The sequence below is a fragment of the Streptomyces sp. TRM68367 genome (assembly GCF_014495685.1).
Classification (GTDB): Bacteria; Actinomycetota; Actinomycetes; order Streptomycetales; family Streptomycetaceae; genus Streptomyces.
The window spans coordinates 67,347-85,001 of record NZ_JACTVI010000015.1; the positions used below are offsets into that span (position 1 = coordinate 67,347).

13 protein-coding genes are annotated in these 17,655 nt (G+C 70.2%); 7 read left to right on the forward strand and 6 right to left on the reverse strand.

Annotated elements, in window-relative coordinates; translation table 11 throughout:
* Positions 1-13 precede the first annotated feature (13 nt).
* The 4 genes from H8R17_RS13270 (at position 14) to mshC (ending at position 3,590) form a co-directional block, all read left to right on the forward strand.
* Entirely contained in the window at positions 14-700 is a 687-nt protein-coding gene (locus H8R17_RS13270; RefSeq protein ID WP_187823370.1) for a histidine phosphatase family protein, read from the forward strand.
* 88 nt (positions 701-788) lie between these two features.
* Positions 789-1,379 (forward strand): DUF3090 domain-containing protein, encoded by a 591-nt coding sequence (locus H8R17_RS13275; RefSeq protein ID WP_187823371.1) that lies wholly within the window; start codon positions 789-791, stop codon positions 1,377-1,379.
* Positions 1,343-2,164: an SCO1664 family protein gene (locus H8R17_RS13280; protein WP_187823372.1), complete on the forward strand. Its 822-nt coding sequence runs from the start codon at positions 1,343-1,345 to the stop codon at positions 2,162-2,164. Before H8R17_RS13275 ends, H8R17_RS13280 begins: the two co-directional genes overlap by 37 nt.
* Positions 2,165-2,360: 196 nt before the next feature.
* A complete protein-coding gene (gene mshC / locus H8R17_RS13285) occupies positions 2,361-3,590 on the forward strand; it encodes a cysteine--1-D-myo-inosityl 2-amino-2-deoxy-alpha-D-glucopyranoside ligase (RefSeq protein WP_187823373.1) in 1,230 nt (409 codons plus the stop codon).
* Positions 3,591-3,678: 88 nt separating this feature from the next.
* Here the strand turns inward: mshC and H8R17_RS13290 are convergent, their stop codons facing one another.
* From H8R17_RS13290 to H8R17_RS13315, 6 genes are all read right to left on the reverse strand, one after another.
* Positions 3,679-4,674 (reverse strand): PAC2 family protein, encoded by a 996-nt coding sequence (locus H8R17_RS13290; protein ID WP_187823374.1) that lies wholly within the window; start codon positions 4,672-4,674, stop codon positions 3,679-3,681.
* A 189-nt stretch (positions 4,675-4,863) separates the two neighbouring features.
* A complete protein-coding gene (locus H8R17_RS13295; protein WP_187823375.1) occupies positions 4,864-5,535 on the reverse strand; it encodes a FadR/GntR family transcriptional regulator in 672 nt (223 codons plus the stop codon).
* Positions 5,536-5,710: 175 nt separating this feature from the next.
* Positions 5,711-7,327 (reverse strand): glycerol-3-phosphate dehydrogenase/oxidase, encoded by a 1,617-nt coding sequence (locus H8R17_RS13300; RefSeq protein ID WP_187823376.1) that lies wholly within the window; start codon positions 7,325-7,327, stop codon positions 5,711-5,713.
* 18 nt (positions 7,328-7,345) lie between these two features.
* The gene (gene glpK / locus H8R17_RS13305; RefSeq protein ID WP_187823377.1) at positions 7,346-8,884 is read right to left on the reverse strand and encodes a glycerol kinase GlpK; all 1,539 of its coding nucleotides are present in this window, start codon (positions 8,882-8,884) and stop codon (positions 7,346-7,348) included.
* A gap of 82 nt (positions 8,885-8,966) precedes the next feature.
* Complete coding sequence (locus H8R17_RS13310) at positions 8,967-9,770, reverse strand: MIP/aquaporin family protein (RefSeq protein ID WP_187823378.1); 804 nt, start codon at positions 9,768-9,770, stop codon at positions 8,967-8,969.
* A gap of 350 nt (positions 9,771-10,120) precedes the next feature.
* The gene (locus tag H8R17_RS13315; protein ID WP_187823379.1) at positions 10,121-10,885 is read right to left on the reverse strand and encodes an IclR family transcriptional regulator; all 765 of its coding nucleotides are present in this window, start codon (positions 10,883-10,885) and stop codon (positions 10,121-10,123) included.
* A gap of 326 nt (positions 10,886-11,211) precedes the next feature.
* On the opposite strand from H8R17_RS13315, the gene metH reads away from it, so the two are divergent.
* From metH to H8R17_RS13330, 3 genes are all read left to right on the forward strand, one after another.
* Entirely contained in the window at positions 11,212-14,724 is a 3,513-nt protein-coding gene (metH, locus tag H8R17_RS13320) for a methionine synthase (RefSeq protein ID WP_187823380.1), read from the forward strand.
* Positions 14,725-14,946: 222 nt separating this feature from the next.
* Positions 14,947-15,642, forward strand: a complete 696-nt coding sequence (locus H8R17_RS13325; protein WP_187823381.1) for an HAD family phosphatase — start codon at positions 14,947-14,949, stop codon at positions 15,640-15,642.
* A 350-nt stretch (positions 15,643-15,992) separates the two neighbouring features.
* Positions 15,993-17,597, forward strand: coding sequence for an ABC transporter substrate-binding protein (locus H8R17_RS13330; RefSeq protein WP_187823382.1), 1,605 nt, complete (start codon positions 15,993-15,995; stop codon positions 17,595-17,597).
* Positions 17,598-17,655 lie beyond the last annotated feature (58 nt).

Sequence of the window (17,655 nt, forward strand, 5' to 3'; positions counted from 1 at the left end):
TACCCTGGGCCGCATGCCCACGCTGATCCTGGTCCGGCACGGACGTTCCACCGCCAACACCGAGGGACTGCTCGCCGGCTGGACGCCCGGCGTCGCTCTCGACGAACGCGGCGCCGCACAGGCCGCCGCACTGCCCGGGCGGCTCGCCGAGCTGCCCCTGTCCGAGGTCGTCACGAGCCCGCTGCAACGCTGCCAAGAGACGATCCAGCCCCTCCTCGACGCCCGCCCCGGTCTGCCCGTGCACACCGAGGAGCGGATCGGGGAGTGCCACTACGGCGACTGGTCCGGGCGCAAGCTCGCAGAGCTGAAGGACGAGCCCCTGATGGAGGTCGTGCAGGCGCACCCGTCGGCCGCCCAGTTCCCCGGCGGCGAGTCGATGCGGGCCATGCAGACCCGCGCGGCCGAGGCGGTGCGCGAGTGGAACGCGCGCGTGGAGCGGGACCACGGCGCCGACGCGGTGTATCTGATGTGCTCGCACGGCGACATCATCAAGTCCCTCGCCGCGGACGCACTCGGACTTCATCTGGACCTTTTCCAGAGGATCTCTGTTGAACCGTGTTCCATCACCGCGATCCGCTACACACGTCTCAGGCCGTTTCTCGTCCGCCTCGGCGACACCGGGGATTTCGCCTCCCTGGTGCCGCGCGAGGCGCCGTCGGCCGACGAAGCCCAAGTCGGGGGCGGTGCGGGCGCACCGTGATCGTCGGCCGCAGTAGGGTGAAGCGGTTCACACACACGCGCGTTCAGCATGGACGTTCACGTACTCACGATTCCAATGGAGACAGGACGTGTCCCGTCAGGTGTTCCTCTACGACCAACCGGACCGCTTCGTGGCCGGTACGGTCGGACTGCCCGGGCGCCGTACGTTCTTCCTCCAGGCCTCAGCCGGCTCCCGGGTGACCAGCGTGGCCCTGGAGAAGACCCAGGTCGCAGCGCTCGCCGAGCGCATGGAAGAGCTGCTCGACGAGGTCGTACGCCGTAGTGGCGGCAGCGCGGCCGTCCCGGCCGTGGCGCCCACGGAGATCGCCGACAGTGCCCCGCTCGACAGCCCCATCGAGGAGGAGTTCCGCGTCGGCACCATGGCGCTGGCCTGGGACGGCGAGGAAGAGCGCATGATCGTCGAGGCGCAGGCCCTGGTGGAACTGGACGCCGACTCTGAGGAGGACCTCGCCGAGGCCGAGGAGCGGCTGCTGCAGGACGAGGAGAACGGGCCCCCGATGCTACGGGTCCGGCTCACCGGCGCCCAGGCCAGGGCCTTCACCAAGCGCGCCCTCGACGTCGTCAACGCCGGGCGGCCGCCGTGCCCGCTGTGCAGCCTCCCGCTCGACCCGGAAGGACACGTATGTCCGCGCCAGAACGGATACCGCCGCGGAGCGTGACGGCCGCCGACCTGCTCGCGCACGGCGAGTTGACCGTGCGCGGACGCATCCGGGAGGCCTCCAACGCGGCGCTGTACTGCACGGTGACCTACGACGGGCAGGAGGCCGCCTGCATCTACAAGCCGGTCGCCGGTGAGCGCCCCCTGTGGGACTTCCCCGACGGGACGCTCGCCCAGCGCGAGGTCGCCGCGTACGAGGTGTCCGAGGCGACCGGCTGGGGGCTGGTGCCCCCGACCGTGCTGCGCGACGGGCCGTACGGCGAGGGCATGTGCCAGCTGTGGATCGAGCTGGTGCCGGAGGAGGCCGAGCTGCTCGCGCTGGTGGAGGGCGAGGAGCCCGGGCCCGGCTGGAAGGCGATCGGCTTCGCCGAGGTGGGGGAGGGCCGTACGGCGCTGCTCGTGCACGCCGACGACGAGCGGCTGCGGCGCCTCGCCGTCCTCGACGTGGTGATCAACAACGCCGACCGCAAGGGCGGCCACCTGCTGCCCGCCGGCGCGGGACGGCTGTACGGGATCGACCACGGGGTCACGTTCAACGCCGAGAACAAGCTGCGGACGCTGCTGTGGGGGTGGGCGGGGGAGCCCCTCACCGGTGAGGCGGTGGAGGTGCTGAAGACGCTCAAGGCCGCCCTGGAGGAGACCGGAACACTGACCGCACGCCTCACCGACCTGATCACAGTCACCGAGATACAGGCCACACGCGCACGCGTGGAGACCCTGCTCACGTCAGGCAGACACCCGGAACCGAGCGGAGAGTGGCCGGCCATCCCCTGGCCCCCGGTCTGACCGCCCCAGGGCGCGGGCAAGTGAAACGCACCGACGGCCACCTCCACGCCGGTCACTCGCACATACCGGCGCCGGTCACCTCCGCATACCGGCTCCACGCCCCCGCACACCGGCAGGGAACCCGCAAGACCACCGTCCCGGCCAGCTGCCCCGCTCCGGTTCGTATCCGGAACATCCGTCCGGTTAGGCTCATGACATGCATGCCTGGCCCGCTTCCGAAGTCCCCGCCCTGCCCGGTCAGGGCCGCGACCTGAGGATCCACGACACCGCGACCGGCGGCCTCGTCACCCTCGACCCCGGTCCCGTCGCCCGCATCTACGTCTGCGGCATCACTCCGTACGACGCCACCCACATCGGTCACGCGGCGACCTACAACGCGTTCGACCTCGTGCAGCGCGTGTGGCTCGACACCAAGCGGCAGGTTCACTACGTCCAGAACGTCACCGACGTCGACGACCCGCTGCTGGAGCGGGCCGACCGTGACGGCGTCGACTGGGCCGCCCTCGCCGAGCAGGAGACGGCCCTCTTCCGCGAGGACATGATCGCGCTGCGGATGCTGCCGCCGCGGCACTACATCGGCGCCGTGGAGGCGATACCCGGCATCGTCCCGCTCGTCGAGCGGCTCCGGGACGCGGGCGCCGCCTACGAACTCGAAGGCGACGTCTACTTCTCCGTCGAGTCCGACCCGAACTTCGGAAAGGTCTCCAACCTCGACGCCACGGCCATGCGGCTGCTGTCCGCCGAGCGTGGCGGCGACCCCGACCGGCCCGGCAAGAAGAACCCCCTCGACCCGATGCTGTGGATGGCCGCCCGGCCCGGCGAGCCCAGCTGGGAGGGCGGTTCGCTCGGCCGCGGCCGCCCCGGCTGGCACATCGAGTGCGTGGCCATCGCCCTCGATCACCTCGGCATGGGCTTCGACGTCCAGGGCGGCGGCTCCGACCTCGTCTTCCCGCATCACGAGATGGGCGCCTCCCACGCCCAGGCCCTCACCGGCGAGTTCCCCATGGCCAGGGCGTACGTCCACGCCGGCATGGTCGCCCTCGACGGCGAGAAGATGTCCAAGTCCAAGGGCAATCTGGTGTTCGTCTCGCAGCTGCGCCGCGAGGGCGTCGACCCCGCCGCCATCCGGCTCGCGCTGCTCTCGCACCACTACCGGGCCGACTGGGAGTGGACCGACCAGGTGCTCCAGGACGCCCTCGCGCGGCTCGAGCGCTGGCGGTCCGCCGTGTCCCGGCCCGACGGCCCGCCCGCCGAGGCCCTCGTCGAGGAGATCCGCGAGGCCCTGGCCGACGACCTGGACTCCCCGGCGGCGCTCGCCGCGGTCGACCGCTGGGCCGCGCTCCAGCACGAGCACGGCGGCACGGACACCGGCGCCCCCGGCGTCGTCTCCCGCGCCGCGGACGCACTGCTCGGCGTCGCCCTCTAGCCGGGCCCGCGGCAAGAAGCGAAGGGGCGGTACGCGCACGCGTACCGCCCCTTCCCCGTTTCTTCCCAGTCCGGTGAACGGCTCAGTCTCAGTCCTCCGACGAGTCCTCGTCGTCCCCGCTCGCCTTCGGCGGCTTCGGAGGCCGCGCCCGGCCGCCCGGGTTGTCCCGGTCTCGCAGAAAAGGCGCACCCGGCGGGGCCTCGCCGCCGTCCGCGGTGGCGTGCCCGCCGGGCTGGCCGCTGCCGCCGTCCCGGCGCCGCAGATACCGCTCGAACTCGCGGGCGATGGCCTCGCCCGACGCCTCCGGCAGTTCGGCGGTGTCCCGGGCCTCCTCCAGCGTCTGGACGTACTCCGCGACCTCGCTGTCCTCGGCGGCCAGCTGATCCACGCCCACCTGCCACGCGCGCGCGTCCTCGGCCAGCTCGCCCAGCGGGATGCGCACGTCGATCAGGTCCTCCAGGCGGTTGAGGAGAGCCAGCGTCGCCTTCGGGTTCGGCGGCTGCGAGACGTAGTGCGGGACGGCCGCCCACAGCGACACCGCCGGCACGCCCGCGTGCGTGCACGCCTCCTGAAGGACACCGACGATGCCCGTGGGGCCCTCGTACTTGGTCTCCTCCAGGTCCATGCGACGGGCCAGGTCCGGGTCGGACGTGGTCCCGCTGATCGGAACCGGACGCGTGTGCGGGGTGTCGCCGAGCAGGGCGCCCAGGACGACCACCAGCTCCACGCCCAGTTCGTGCGCGAAGCCGAGCAGCTCGTTGCAGAACGAGCGCCAGCGCATGGACGGTTCGATGCCCCGGACCAGTACGAGATCCCGCGGCTTGTCGCCGCCGACCCGGACCACCGACAACCTTGTCGTCGGCCAGGTGATCTTCCGTACGCCCGCATCCATCCACACCGTGGGGCGGTTCACCTGGAAGTCGTAGTAGTCCTCGGCGTCCAGCGCCGCGAACACCTCGCCCTTCCATTCCCTGTCGAGATGCGCGACCGCGGTGGAGGCGGCGTCGCCGGCATCGTTCCAGCCCTCGAACGCGGCCACCATGACTGGGTCGATCAGCTCGGGAACTCCCTCCAGCTCGATCACCCAGTGCCTCCTTCCGACGTGCCCTCGCTTAACGCCCCAACCTTACGGTGTGCCGCGGGGGCGCCCGCAGCCCCCTTGCACGGGGGAGTGACCCCATCACTGCCCCGCGAGCCACGCCGGAACACCCGAGCAGTCATCCGAGCTGTCCACGGCCCCTCCGCTGCCTGCGGCCACCCCGCGAACCGGCGTTCACAGCGTGGACCGCAGCCACTGCTCCACGCTCGCGACGTGCACCGTCGCCCACGACCGCGCCGCCTCCGCGTCCCGGTCGCGCAGGGCGGCGAGGATCGCCCGGTGCTCGCGCAGGGTGCGCCCGACCGCGTCCTCCTGCGTGAGCCCGCGCCAGATACGCGCGCGCGTGGTGGGGCCGGACAGTCCGTCAAGCAGCGAGCACAGCACGGAGTTTCCCGAGCTCTGCACGATGCCGCGGTGGAAGTCCAGGTCGCAGGCGACCAGGTCCTCCACCGACGGGTCGTCGCCGAGCTTGTCCAGCTGGGCGCCGAGCGCGTCCAGTTGCTGTTCGCTGATGCGCAGAGCGGCCATCGCGGTCGCGGCCGGCTCCAGGATGCGGCGTACGGCCAGGAACTCCAGGACCGTGTCGTCGCGGTGGAAGTCCACGACGAAGCTCAGCGCCTCCAGCAGCAGCTGCGGATCGAGGCTGGTGACATACGTGCCGTCGCCCTGGCGCACGTCCAGGATCCGGATCAGCGACAGGGCGCGCACGGCCTCCCGCAGGGAGTTGCGGGACAGCCCGAGGTCGGCGGCGAGCTCGCTCTCCTTGGGCAGCCGGTCGCCGGGGCGCAGCGCACCGGAGACGATCATTCCCTTGATCTTCTCGATCGCCTCGTCGGTCACTGCCATGGCCGGCCTCCTGTCGCTCAGGCATGTCGGTAAGACATCCGATGTTACGGGGGCCGGCTCGCCCGCGGTCCCACGTTGTCCGCGCAGGTGAAAGGGGCGGCTCCGTCGGTGTGGAGCCGCCCCTTCCGTTCCCGGCGGGCCGGGCCTGTCCGGGCCTGTGGGACCTACCTCACGCCTACTCCTTGTCGAGCAGGTCCTGGACCTTCGTACGGACCTCGTCCGTGGCCAGGCCGCGGATGGTCAGCGTCGTACGGCGGCGCAGCACGTCGTCCGGCGTCTCGGCCCACTCGTGGTCACGGGCCCAGACGACCTGCGCCCAGATCTCCGGGGCGTCCGGGTGGACGCGCTCGGCCAGCTCCGGGTTGTCGTTGGCCAGCCGCGCGATGTCGAAGGCCAGCGAGCCGTAGTGCGTGGCCAGGTGCCTGGCGGTGTCCGCGGCCATGCGCGGGCCGGGCGCCGGGTGGTCGGTCAGCAGGCGGTGGGCGACCGCGCGTGGGTTGGCGATGCCGGGCAGCGGCAGCTTCTTCGGCAGGGAGGCGATCGGCTCGAAGTCGTCGCCGAGCGGATGGCCCGGCAGGGACTCCAGCTTCTTCATGACCGTACGGCCGATGTGCCGGAAGGTCGTCCACTTGCCGCCCGCGACGGACAGCATGCCGCCCCGGCCCTCAGTGACGACGGTCTCCCGCTTGGCCTTGGCCGTGTCGCCGGGGCCGCCCGGCAGCACGCGCAGGCCCGCGAAGGCGTATGTGATGAGGTCCCGGTCGAGCTGCTGGTCGCGGACGGAGAAGGCGGCCTCGTCAAGGATCTGGGCTATGTCCTTGTCGCCCACGGCGACATCCCCGGGGTCGCCCTCGTACACCTCGTCGGTCGTGCCGAGCAGCAGCATGTCCTCCCAGGGGAGGGCGAAGGTGATCCGGTACTTGTCGATCGGGGTGGCGAGCGCGGCCCGCCACAGGGAGGTGCGCTTCAGGACCAGGTGCGCGCCCTTGGAGAGGCGGATGGACGGGGCCGCGTTCGGGTTCTCCATCCGGCGCAGGTGGTCGACCCACGGGCCGGTCGCGTTCAGCACCAGACGCGCGGTGACACCGAACTCGTCACCGGAGAGGCGGTCGCGCAGCTCGGCACCGGTGACCCGGCCCCGGGTGAAGCGCAGGCCCGTCACCTCGGCGTGGTTGAGGACCACCGCGCCCGCCTCGACGGCCGCGCGGACCGTCATCAGCGCCATGCGCGCGTCGTTCATCTGGTCGTCGCCGTACACGGCCACGGCCTTCAGGTTCTCCGTGCGCAGCTCGGGCACGTCCTGCGCCGCCTTCGCCGGCGAGAGCAGGTGGCCGACGCCGTCACCGAACGCGGACAGCGCGGAGTAGGCGAAGACGCCCGCCCCGAGCTTCGCCGCGCCGTGCGGCCCGCCCTTGTACACGGGGAGGTAGAACGTGAGCGGGTTCGCCAGGTGCGGGGCCACCTGGCGGGAGACCGCACGGCGCTCGAAGTGGTTCTCCGCCACCAGCTTCACCGCGCCGGTCTGCAGGTAGCGCAGACCGCCGTGGAGCAGCTTGGAGGAGGCGGAGGAGGTGGCGCCGGCGAAGTCGCCGGCGTCGACCAGAGCCACCCTGAGGCCGGACTGCGCGGCGTGCCAGGCGGTGGAGATGCCCAGGATGCCGCCGCCGATCACGAGAAGGTCGTACGACGCCTTGGCGAGCTGTTCCCGGGTCTCGGCGCGGCTCGGGCCTACGCCGGAGGCCGGGCGGGTCCCCAGCGCAGGCACGGACTGCAGGGTGGACTGAGTGGTCATGCGGTTTCTTACTCCTCGTCAGTCTTCCTCGGGGATCCAGCCCATGGTCCGCTCGACGGCCTTGAGCCAGTTCTTGTACTCACGGTCGCGGGTCTCCGCGTCCATGCGGGGGGTCCACTCGGCGGCCCGCCGCCAGTTCTGGCGCAGGTCGTCTGTGCTGTTCCAGAAGCCGACGGCGAGACCGGCGGCGTAGGCGGCGCCGAGGCAGGTGGTCTCGGCGACCATCGGGCGCACCACGGGGGCGTCCAGGACGTCGGCGAGCGTCTGCATCAGCAGGTTGTTGGCGGTCATGCCGCCGTCGACCTTGAGGGTCACGAGCTCGTCGCCGGAGTCCTTGACCATGGCGTCGGCGATCTCCCGCGTCTGCCAGGCGGTGGCCTCCAGGACGGCGCGCGCGAGGTGCGCCTTGGTGACGTACCGGGTCAGGCCGGCGATCACACCGCGGGCGTCGGAGCGCCAGTGCGGGGCGAACAGGCCGGAGAAGGCGGGCACGAAGTAGGCGCCGCCGTTGTCCTCGACCGAGAGCGCGAGCGTCTCGATCTCGGCGGCGGTGGAGATCAGGCCCATCTGGTCGCGCATCCACTGCACCAGCGAGCCGGTGACGGCGATCGAGCCCTCCAGGGCGTAGACCGTCGGCTGGTCGCCGATCTTGTAGCCGACCGTGGTCAGCAGACCCGCATAGGAGTTGATGATCTTGTCACCGGTGTTCATCACCATGAAGGTGCCGGTGCCGTACGTCGACTTGGTCTCGCCCTCGGAGAAGCAGGTCTGGCCGAACAGCGCTGCCTGCTGGTCGCCCAGCGCGGAGGCGACCGGGATGCCGCCGAGCAGCTCGCCCAGCTTGCCGCCCTTGATCTCGCCGTAGATCTCGGCGGAGGAGCGGATCTCCGGCAGGATCTGCATCGGCACGCCGATGGACTCGCAGATCTTGTCGTCCCACTCCATGGTGTGGAGGTTCATCAGCAGGGTGCGGGAGGCGTTGGTGACGTCGGTGACGTGGCGCCCGCCGTTCACCCCGCCGGTCAGGTTCCAGATGACCCAGCTGTCCATGGTGCCGAAGAGGATGTCGCCCGCCTCGGCGCGCTCCTTCAGACCGTCGACGTTGTCGAGCAGCCAGCGGGCCTTGGGACCGGCGAAGTAGGAGGCCAGCGGCAGGCCGGTCTCGCGGCGGAAGCGGTCCTGGCCGACGTTGCGGCCGAGCTCCCTGCACAGGGTGTCGGTGCGGGTGTCCTGCCAGACTATGGCGTTGTGGACCGGCTCACCGGTGTTCCGGTCCCACAGCACGGTGGTCTCGCGCTGGTTGGTGATGCCGATGGCCTTGATGTCGTCACGGGTGATGCCGGCCTTGGCGACGGCCCCGGCGACGACCTCCTGGACGTTGGTCCAGATCTCGGTGGCGTTGTGCTCCACCCAGCCCGGCTTCGGGAAGATCTGCTCGTGTTCCTTCTGGTCGACGGAGACGATCCGGCCGTCGCGGTCGAAGATGATGCACCGGCTGGAGGTGGTGCCCTGGTCGATGGCTGCGATGAAAGGGCCGGCGGTGTGGGCGTCGGTCACTGTGTGCTCCTGAGGTACCGTGGTCAATGGCTGTACGTACGGCGCGTGCTGTGCGTTTCCACAACCCGCAGGCCTGATCTTCCTAGGCGAAGGCGACGTTGTAGATGCCTGCGGCGAGCGCACCGCCGAGCAGCGGTCCGACCACGGGGACCCAGGCGTAGGCCCAGTCGGAACCGCCCTTGTTGGGCAGCGGCAGCAGGGCGTGCACGATGCGCGGACCGAGGTCACGGGCCGGGTTGATGGCGTAGCCGGTCGGGCCGCCGAGGGACAGGCCGATCGACACGACCACGAGCGCGGTGATCAGGCCGCCCAGCGTGCTGAGGCCCTTGGTGCCGTTGTCGGTCACGTTCAGCCCCTGGGTGAGCACGGCGAGCACCAGCACCATCGTGCCGATGACCTCCGTGGCGACGTTCTGCCAGGCGACCCGGACCTCGGGCCCGGTGGAGAAGACGCCGAGCACCGGACCGGCACCCGGCTCCTGGGCCTCGACGGCCTTGGCCTTGGTGGCCTGCGCACCCGGACCGCCGACGATCTCCCGGTCGGTGAGGTGGGCGTGGAACTGGCCGTAGTACGCGATCCAGATCAGGGACGCGCCGATCATCGCGCCGAGCATCTGTCCGGCCCAGTACACCGGAACGGTGCTCCAGTCGCCGTCCTTGATCGCGATGCCCAGGGTCACGGCCGGGTTCAGCTGGGCGCCGGACAGCGGCGCCGCGATGTAGACCGCCGTGAGCACTGCGAAGCCCCACCCGAAGGTGATGGCGAGCCAGCCGGCGTTGCGGGCCTTGGAGGCCTTCAGGGTGACGGCGGCGCAGACTCCACCGCCGAGCAGGATGAGTATGGCGGTACCGATGGTCTCACCGATGAAGATGTCGGAGCTGGACACCCGCGACTCCTTTGTCCTTCGTCCAGGGGCAGTGCTACCGGCCTGGCGTTGTCACACTCTAGCGCGTATTGCCGGTAGGTGTTCGACAATGTCGACCAACGGACGGGAGTCTTGCTTCGGCGTTACGCGCCCGTCAAGGGTTCTGTTATCGAAAGCACGATCGTTATTGATCGCGACGGGTTATCGATCTTCGGTGACTGTGTGTCCACATGTGCCCGACATGCGTGCTTCGTGGCAGGCCCGGCAGCCCGGTGGCCGGAACGCCGGCAGGGGCGTCCCGGTCCTCTCGTGTGTCTCGTAAGTCTCGTAAGTCTCGTAAGTCTCGTACGTCCGTACCGGCGCCGTACGCCTCAGAACCGCCCGGCGCCCAGGTCCCGCGACACCGCGCGGGCGCAGTCCCGTACCGCCGCGATCAGCTCGGGGCGCAGCTCACCGTCCCGGCACAGCCGCTCCACGGCGCCGGTGACGCCGACCGCGCCCACCGGCATGCGCCGCCGGTCGTGGATCGGCGCGGCGACGGAGGCGACGCCCTCCCAGGTCTCCTCGACGTCGGCGGCGTACCCCCGCGCGCGCGTGATATCGAGGACGTGCTCGAATCTCTCCAGCTCGCACACGGTCCGGTCCGTGAACGGCTTGCGGTCGGCCTCGATCGCCTCGCTGTGCGCGACCGGGTCGTAGGCGGAGAGCACCTTGCCAAGGGCTGTGGAGTGCAGCGGCTGCATGGCCCCGATCTCCAGGACCTGCCGGCTGTCGTCGGGCCGGAAGACGTGGTGCACGATCAGTACGCCCTGCTGGTGCAGCACGCCCAGGTAGACGCTCTCGCCGCTGGAGCGGGCCAGGTCGTCCGTCCACACCAGGGCTCGCGCGCGCAGCTCGTGCACGTCGAGGTAGGTGGTGCCCAGGCGCAGCAGCTCGGCGCCCAGCTGGTAGCGCCCGGAGGTGTCGTCCTGCTCGACGAAGCCCTCCTGCTGGAGGGTGCGCAGGATGCCGTGAGCGGTGCCTTTGGCGAGGCCCAGCGAGGAGGCGATGTCCGACAGGCCGAGCCGCCGCTCGCCGCCCGCGAGCAGTCTCAGCATCGCGGCCGCCCGTTCGAGCGACTGGATGTTCCGTGCCATCGCCGTCCTGCCTCCGTCCCCTTCGACCGTCGACCCGCGACGCCGCTGCCGCCGTTCGGCAATGTCGAACACTACCGGTCGATGCCGACCTCCCGCTAATGTTCCGGCGCCATCCACCGCCATTCGCCCCCGATCCGCCGGCATCCGCGGCGTGTACCCGTGACCTTTCGGCCAACTGTCGGCAATCCGGACGCCACCTGAGTCCGTCCCGTGGACGCCCTGCCCATCCGAGCCGACTCCCGGTTAGGCTGATCCGGTGCCCTTGCTTCCGCACACGCGCGGGAGCCGCATAGCCGACAGCCGTCGCACCCGAGGGAGCCCTTTTCATGGCCTCGTTGCCACTGACCCCTTCCGCCGACAGCCGGACCCGCGTGTCCGCCCTCCGTGAGGCGCTCGCCACCCGTGTGGTGGTCGCCGACGGCGCCATGGGCACCATGCTCCAGGCTCAGGATCCGACGCTGGAGGACTTCGAGAACCTCGAAGGCTGCAACGAGATCCTGAACCTCACCCGGCCCGACATCGTCCGCTCCGTCCACGACGCCTATTTCGCGGTGGGCGTGGACTGCGTCGAGACCAACACCTTCGGCGCCAACCACTCGGCGGCGGCCGAGTACGAGATCGCCCACCGCATCCACGACCTCTCCGAGGCGGGTGCCCGCATCGCCCGCGAGGTGGCCGACGAGTACGTCGCCGAGGACGGCCGCACCCGCTGGGTGCTCGGCTCGGTCGGCCCCGGCACCAAGCTGCCCACGCTCGGCCACATCGGGTACGCCACGATCCGCGACGGCTACCAGGCCAACGCCGAGGGCCTGCTGGCCGGCGGCGCGGACGCGCTGCTCGTGGAGACCACGCAGGACCTTCTCCAGACCAAGGCCTCCATCCTGGGCGCCCACCGCGCCATGGAGGCCACCGGTGTCGAGGTGCCCCTGCTGTGCTCGATGGCCTTCGAGACCACCGGCACCATGCTGCTCGGCTCCGAGATCGGCGCGGCCCTGACCGCCCTGGAGCCGCTCGGCATCGACATGATCGGCCTGAACTGCTCAACCGGCCCGGCCGAGATGAGCGAGCACCTGCGCTACCTCACGCGCCACTCCCGCATCCCGTTGCTGTGCATGCCGAACGCCGGCCTGCCGGTCCTCACCAAGGACGGCGCCCACTTCCCGCTCGGCCCGGAGGGCCTGGCCGACGCGCAGGAGAACTTCGTCCGCGACTACGGCCTGTCCCTCATCGGCGGCTGCTGCGGAACGACGCCGGAGCACCTGCGGCAGGTCGTCGAGCGCGTCCGGGACGTCACCCCGCCGGAGCGCAGCCCGCAGCCCGAGCCGGGCGCGGCCTCCCTCTACCAGAGCGTGCCGTTCCGCCAGGACACCTCGTACCTGGCCATCGGCGAGCGGACCAACGCCAACGGCTCGAAGAAGTTCCGTGAGGCCATGCTGGACGGCCGCTGGGACGACTGCGTGGAGATGGCGCGGGAGCAGATCCGCGAGGGCGCGCACATGCTCGACCTGTGCGTGGACTACGTCGGCCGCGACGGTGTCGCCGACATGGAGGAGCTGGCCGGGCGTTTCGCCACGGCCTCCACGCTGCCGATCGTGCTGGACTCCACCGAGGTCGACGTCATCAAGGCGGGCCTGGAGAAGCTCGGTGGGCGCGCGGTGATCAACTCGGTGAACTACGAGGACGGCGACGGCCCCGAGTCCCGTTTCGCGAAGGTCACCCAGCTGGCGCGGGAGCACGGCGCCGCGCTGATCGCGCTGACGATCGACGAGGAGGGCCAGGCCCGTACCGCCGAGAAGAAGGTCGAGATCGCCGAGCGGCTGATCGAGGACCTGACCGGCAACTGGGGCATCCACGAGGAGGACATCCTCGTCGACTGTCTGACCTTCACCATCTGCACCGGTCAGGAGGAGTCCCGGGGCGATGGCATCGCCACCATCGAGGGCATCCGGGAGCTGAAGAAGCGCCACCCGCGGGTGCAGACCACGTTGGGCTTGTCGAACATCTCCTTCGGTCTGAACCCGGCCGCGCGGATCCTGCTGAACTCGGTCTTCCTGGACGAGTGCGTGAAGGCGGGGCTGGACTCGGCGATCGTCCATGCGTCGAAGATCCTGCCGATCGCCCGGTTCAGTGAAGAAGAGGTGCAGACGGCCCTCGACCTGGTCTACGACCGTCGCCGTGAGGGTTACGACCCGCTGCAGAAACTGATGCAGCTGTTCGAGGGCGCCACTGCCAAGTCGCTGAAGGCGGGCAAGGCCGAGGAGCTGGCCGCGCTGCCGCTGGACGAGCGGCTCAAGCGCCGCATCATCGACGGTGAGCGCAACGGCCTGGAGGCCGACCTGGAGGAGGCGCTCCAGTCCCGCCCGGCGCTCGACATCGTCAACGAGACCTTGCTGGACGGCATGAAGGTGGTCGGTGAGCTGTTCGGCTCGGGCCAGATGCAGCTGCCGTTCGTGCTCCAGTCCGCCGAGGTGATGAAGGCGGCCGTCGCCCACCTCGAGCCGCACATGGAGAAGACGGACGACGACGGCAAGGGCACCATCGTGCTGGCCACGGTACGCGGGGACGTGCACGACATCGGCAAGAACCTGGTCGACATCATCCTGTCCAACAACGGCTACAACGTGGTCAACCTGGGCATCAAGCAGCCGGTCTCGGCGATCCTGGACGCCGCCGAGGAGCACAAGGCCGACGTGATCGGCATGTCCGGGCTGTTGGTCAAGTCCACGGTGATCATGAAAGAGAACCTGGAGGAGCTCAACTCCCGGGGCCTGGCCGCCAATTACCCGGTCATCCTCGGCGGCGCCGCCCTCACCCGCGCGTACGTGGAGCAGGATCTGCACGAGCTGTACGAGGGCGAAGTCCGCTACGCCCGCGACGCGTTCGAGGGGCTGCGTCTGATGGACGCGCTCATCGGCATCAAGCGCGGCGTGCCCGGCGCGGCCCTGCCCGAGCTCAGGCAGCGCCGGGTGCGCGCGGCGACGGTGGAGGTCGCCGAGCGTCCCGAGGAGGGCGCGGCCCGCTCCGACGTGGCCACCGACAACCCCGTGCCCACCCCGCCCTTCTGGGGCAGCCGTGTCATCAAGGGCATCCAGCTCAAGGAGTACGCGAGCTGGCTCGATGAGGGCGCCCTGTTCAAGGGCCAGTGGGGGCTGAAGCAGGCCCGCACCGGCGAGGGGCCGTCGTACGAGGAGCTCGTCGAGACCGAGGGCCGGCCCCGGCTGCGCGGCCTGCTGGACCGGTTGCAGACGGAGAACCTGCTGGAGGCGGCAGTCGTCTACGGCTACTTCCCGTGTGTCTCCAAGGACGACGACCTGATCCTCCTGGACGAGCAGGGCAACGAGCGCACCCGGTTCACCTTCCCGCGCCAGCGCCGCGGCCGCCGGCTGTGCCTGGCCGACTTCTTCCGCCCGGAGGAGTCGGGCGAGACCGACGTCGTCGGCCTTCAGGTCGTCACCGTCGGCTCCCGGATCGGCGAGGAGACCGCCCGGCTGTTCGAGTCCGACTCCTACCGCGACTACCTCGAACTGCACGGCCTGTCCGTGCAGTTGGCCGAGGCGCTGGCCGAGTACTGGCACGCGCGCGTGCGTTCCGAACTCGGCTTCGCGAGCGAGGACCCGGACGAAATGCAGGGGATGTTCGAGCTGATGTACCGCGGCGCCCGCTTCTCCCTCGGCTACGGCGCCTGCCCGAATCTGGAGGACCGCGCCAAGATCGCCGACCTGCTCCAGCCCGAGCGGATCGGCGTCCAGCTGTCCGAGGAATTCCAGCTGCACCCCGAGCAGTCCACGGACGCCATCGTGATCCACCACCCCGAGGCGAAGTACTTCAACGCCCGCTGAGGCGGCGCCCAGCGGCGTGCGCCGGGACATCCCTCTGGGCGCACGTCAGGGCACCAGTCGGGGCCACGTCCGGGCCACCCCCGGCTGGGATTCCTGTGTGCCCCGGGGCGCACAGGCCAAACAAGGCGCTTCGTCCGCGGACGACGTAGACTGGTCGGTCCACCGCAGGCCGGTTCCCCACCCGGGAACCGGCCTGCTCGCCCCTCAAGGAGGTGCGCCCGGATGACCAGCACGGTCCCCGCGCCAGTAACCCGTACGGCCGACGGCTCCGCCCTGCAGGCCGTGCTCCTCGACATGGACGGCACTCTGGTGGACACCGAGGGCTTCTGGTGGGACGTCGAGGTCGAGGTCTTCACCGCCCTCGGCCACACGCTCGACGACTCCTGGCGCCATGTCGTGGTCGGCGGTCCCATGACCCGCAGCGCGGGGTTCCTGATCGAGGCCACCGGCGCCGACATCACCCTCGCCGAGCTCACAATGCTGCTCAACGACGGCTTCGAGGAACGCATAGGCCGCGCCCTGCCGCTGATGCCGGGCGCCGCCCGGCTGCTGGCCGAGCTGTACGAGTGCGAGATCCCCACCGCCCTGGTCTCCGCCTCGCACCGACGCATCATCGACCGGGTGCTCACCTCCCTGGGCCCGCAGCACTTCGCCCTCACGGTCGCCGGCGACGAGGTGCCGCGCACCAAGCCGCACCCCGACCCGTACCTGGCCGCCGCCGCAGGCCTCGGCGTGGACCCGGCCAGATGCGCCGTCGTCGAGGACACCGCGACCGGTGTCGCCGCGGCGGAGTCGGCCGGCTGCCTCGTCGTGGCGGTGCCCTCCGTGGCCCCGATCGCCCCGGCCGTCCGGCGCACCGTCCTGCCCTCGCTCGAACGGGTCGACCTGACATTTCTGCACGGTCTGATGGCGGCCTGAGGACGGAAATACGCCGGGAGTTCACCTGACATTGTTGATCGTGTGACGTTCACCACTTCACGCAGGGATGGCAGGGGACCCGGTACCGGCCGGTCACCCCCCTTCGAGGCCCGGACGCACGCCCTTGTGTCCCGATTGATGAACCCCTGTACCAATCCTTCCGCTGTCGGGCCTTCAGTGCGTCCGCGCCCGGTTTCACTGAGTGACGAACGTTCAACTCCGGTGGCTGCGACCCCTGCTGCAGGTGCGGACTAATCTCGTCGCGAGAACATCGCCCCACCCCTGTGAGCCCGCCGCACCACCCATGCGTGCCGGGCGCACGGAGTACACCGCTCTGGAGAATCGCGAGCATGAACCGCAAGACTTTGGTGCTGCCGGCCGTGGTCGGCCTGCTCGCGCCCGTGCTCGCCGGGTGCGGCGCCACCGACAGCGGCAGCGGCGGCGGCAATCCGATCGTCGTCGGCACCACGGACCGGTTCATCGCCTCGAAGGACGCCCCCGCTCCCCTCGACCCGGCGTACGCCTACGACATCGGCCCCTGGAACATCCTCCGCCAGACCGTTCAGACGCTGATGATCCAGCCGCGCGGCGGGGGCGACCCGGTGCCCGAGGCCGCCGAGAAGTGCGGCTTCACCGACACCGGTAACGAGCGCTACGCGTGCACCCTGCGCGAGGGCCTGAAGTTCGCGAACGGCGACCCGGTCACCGCGGCCGACGTGAAGTACTCCATCGACCGCGCCCTCGCCCTCAAGGCCGACAGCGGCGTGTCCGGCCTGCTGAACACCATCGACACCGTCGAGACGCAGGGCGACCGCGAGGTCATCTTCCACCTCAAGACCGCCGACGCCACCTTCCCGTTCAAGCTGTCGACCCCGGTCGCGGGCATCGTCAACCCCGACGACTACCCGAAGAACAAGCTGCGCGACGGCTTCGACGTCGACGGCTCCGGCCCCTACACCTTCCACGCCGACGTCAAGGGCGACGAGCTGGTCAGGGCCGAGTTCACCAAGAACTCTAACTACAAGGGCTCGCTGGAGGTGAACAACGACAAGGTCGACCTGGTCTCCTACGACAGCGCCGACGCCATGGGCACGGCGCTGGAGAAGGGCGACATCGACATGATGACCCGCACCATGTCGCCGCAGCAGATCCAGAGGCTGTCCAACGGCACCCAGGAACACATAGACCTGGTCGACATGCCCGGTCTGGAGATCCGCTACCTCGGCTTCAACACCGACGCCCCGACCGTGAAGTCCCGGGCAGTGCGCCAGGCGATGGCCCAGATCGTCAACCGCAGCGACCTCGTCTCCAAGGTGTACGGCGCCCAGGCCGAGCCGTTGTACTCGATGGTGCCGGCCAGCATCACCGGGCACTCCAACTCGTTCCTGAACAAGTACGGCGACCCGAGCGTGCCCAAGGCCAGGGCCCTGCTGGCCGCGGCGGACATCACCACGCCGGTCAAGCTGACGCTGCACTACACGACCGACCACTACGGCCCGGCCACCAAGGAGGAGTTCGAGGTCCTCCAGAAGCAGTTCAACGACAGCGGCCTGTTCGATGTACGCATCAAGGGCACGCCGTGGGACACCTTCCGCCCGGCCGAGAAGAAGGGTCGGTACGACGTCTACGGCATGGGCTGGTTCCCGGACTTCCCGGACGCCGACAACTTCCTCGCGCCGTTCCTCGACAAGGACAACACCCTCGGCTCGCCGTACGCCAACAGCCGGATCCGCAACAAGCTGATTCCGGAGTCCCGCCGCGAGGCCAACCGGCTCGCCGCCGCGCCGAGCCTGACGGACATCCAGAACATCGTCGCCGATGACGTACCCGTCCTGCCGCTGTGGCAGGGCAATCAGTACGTCGCCGTACGCGACGGCATCACGGGCGCGGCGTACGCCCTCAACTCCTCCTCGACGCTTCAGCTCTGGGAGCTCGGCCGCGGTATGAGCGGCTGACGGACCGTCCGTGCCCGGGGCTGGGGACGACGGCCCCGGGCATCCGAGAACCGACGAC

Excerpts from the sequence above, each read along its gene's own strand:
- H8R17_RS13300 (WP_187823376.1), bottom strand. The coding sequence starts at position 7,327 with ATGACCACTCAGTCCACCCTGCAGTCCGTGCCTGCGCTGGGGACCCGC.
- H8R17_RS13330 (WP_187823382.1), top strand. The coding sequence starts at position 15,993 with ATGAACCGCAAGACTTTGGTGCTGCCGGCCGTGGTCGGCCTGCTCGCG.
- mshC (WP_187823373.1), top strand. The coding sequence starts at position 2,361 with ATGCATGCCTGGCCCGCTTCCGAAGTCCCCGCCCTGCCCGGTCAGGGC.
- H8R17_RS13280 (WP_187823372.1), top strand. The coding sequence starts at position 1,343 with ATGTCCGCGCCAGAACGGATACCGCCGCGGAGCGTGACGGCCGCCGAC.
- H8R17_RS13295 (WP_187823375.1), bottom strand. The coding sequence starts at position 5,535 with ATGGCAGTGACCGACGAGGCGATCGAGAAGATCAAGGGAATGATCGTC.
- H8R17_RS13315 (WP_187823379.1), bottom strand. The coding sequence starts at position 10,885 with ATGGCACGGAACATCCAGTCGCTCGAACGGGCGGCCGCGATGCTGAGA.
- H8R17_RS13270 (WP_187823370.1), top strand. The coding sequence starts at position 14 with ATGCCCACGCTGATCCTGGTCCGGCACGGACGTTCCACCGCCAACACC.
- H8R17_RS13325 (WP_187823381.1), top strand. The coding sequence starts at position 14,947 with ATGACCAGCACGGTCCCCGCGCCAGTAACCCGTACGGCCGACGGCTCC.
- metH (WP_187823380.1), top strand. The coding sequence starts at position 11,212 with ATGGCCTCGTTGCCACTGACCCCTTCCGCCGACAGCCGGACCCGCGTG.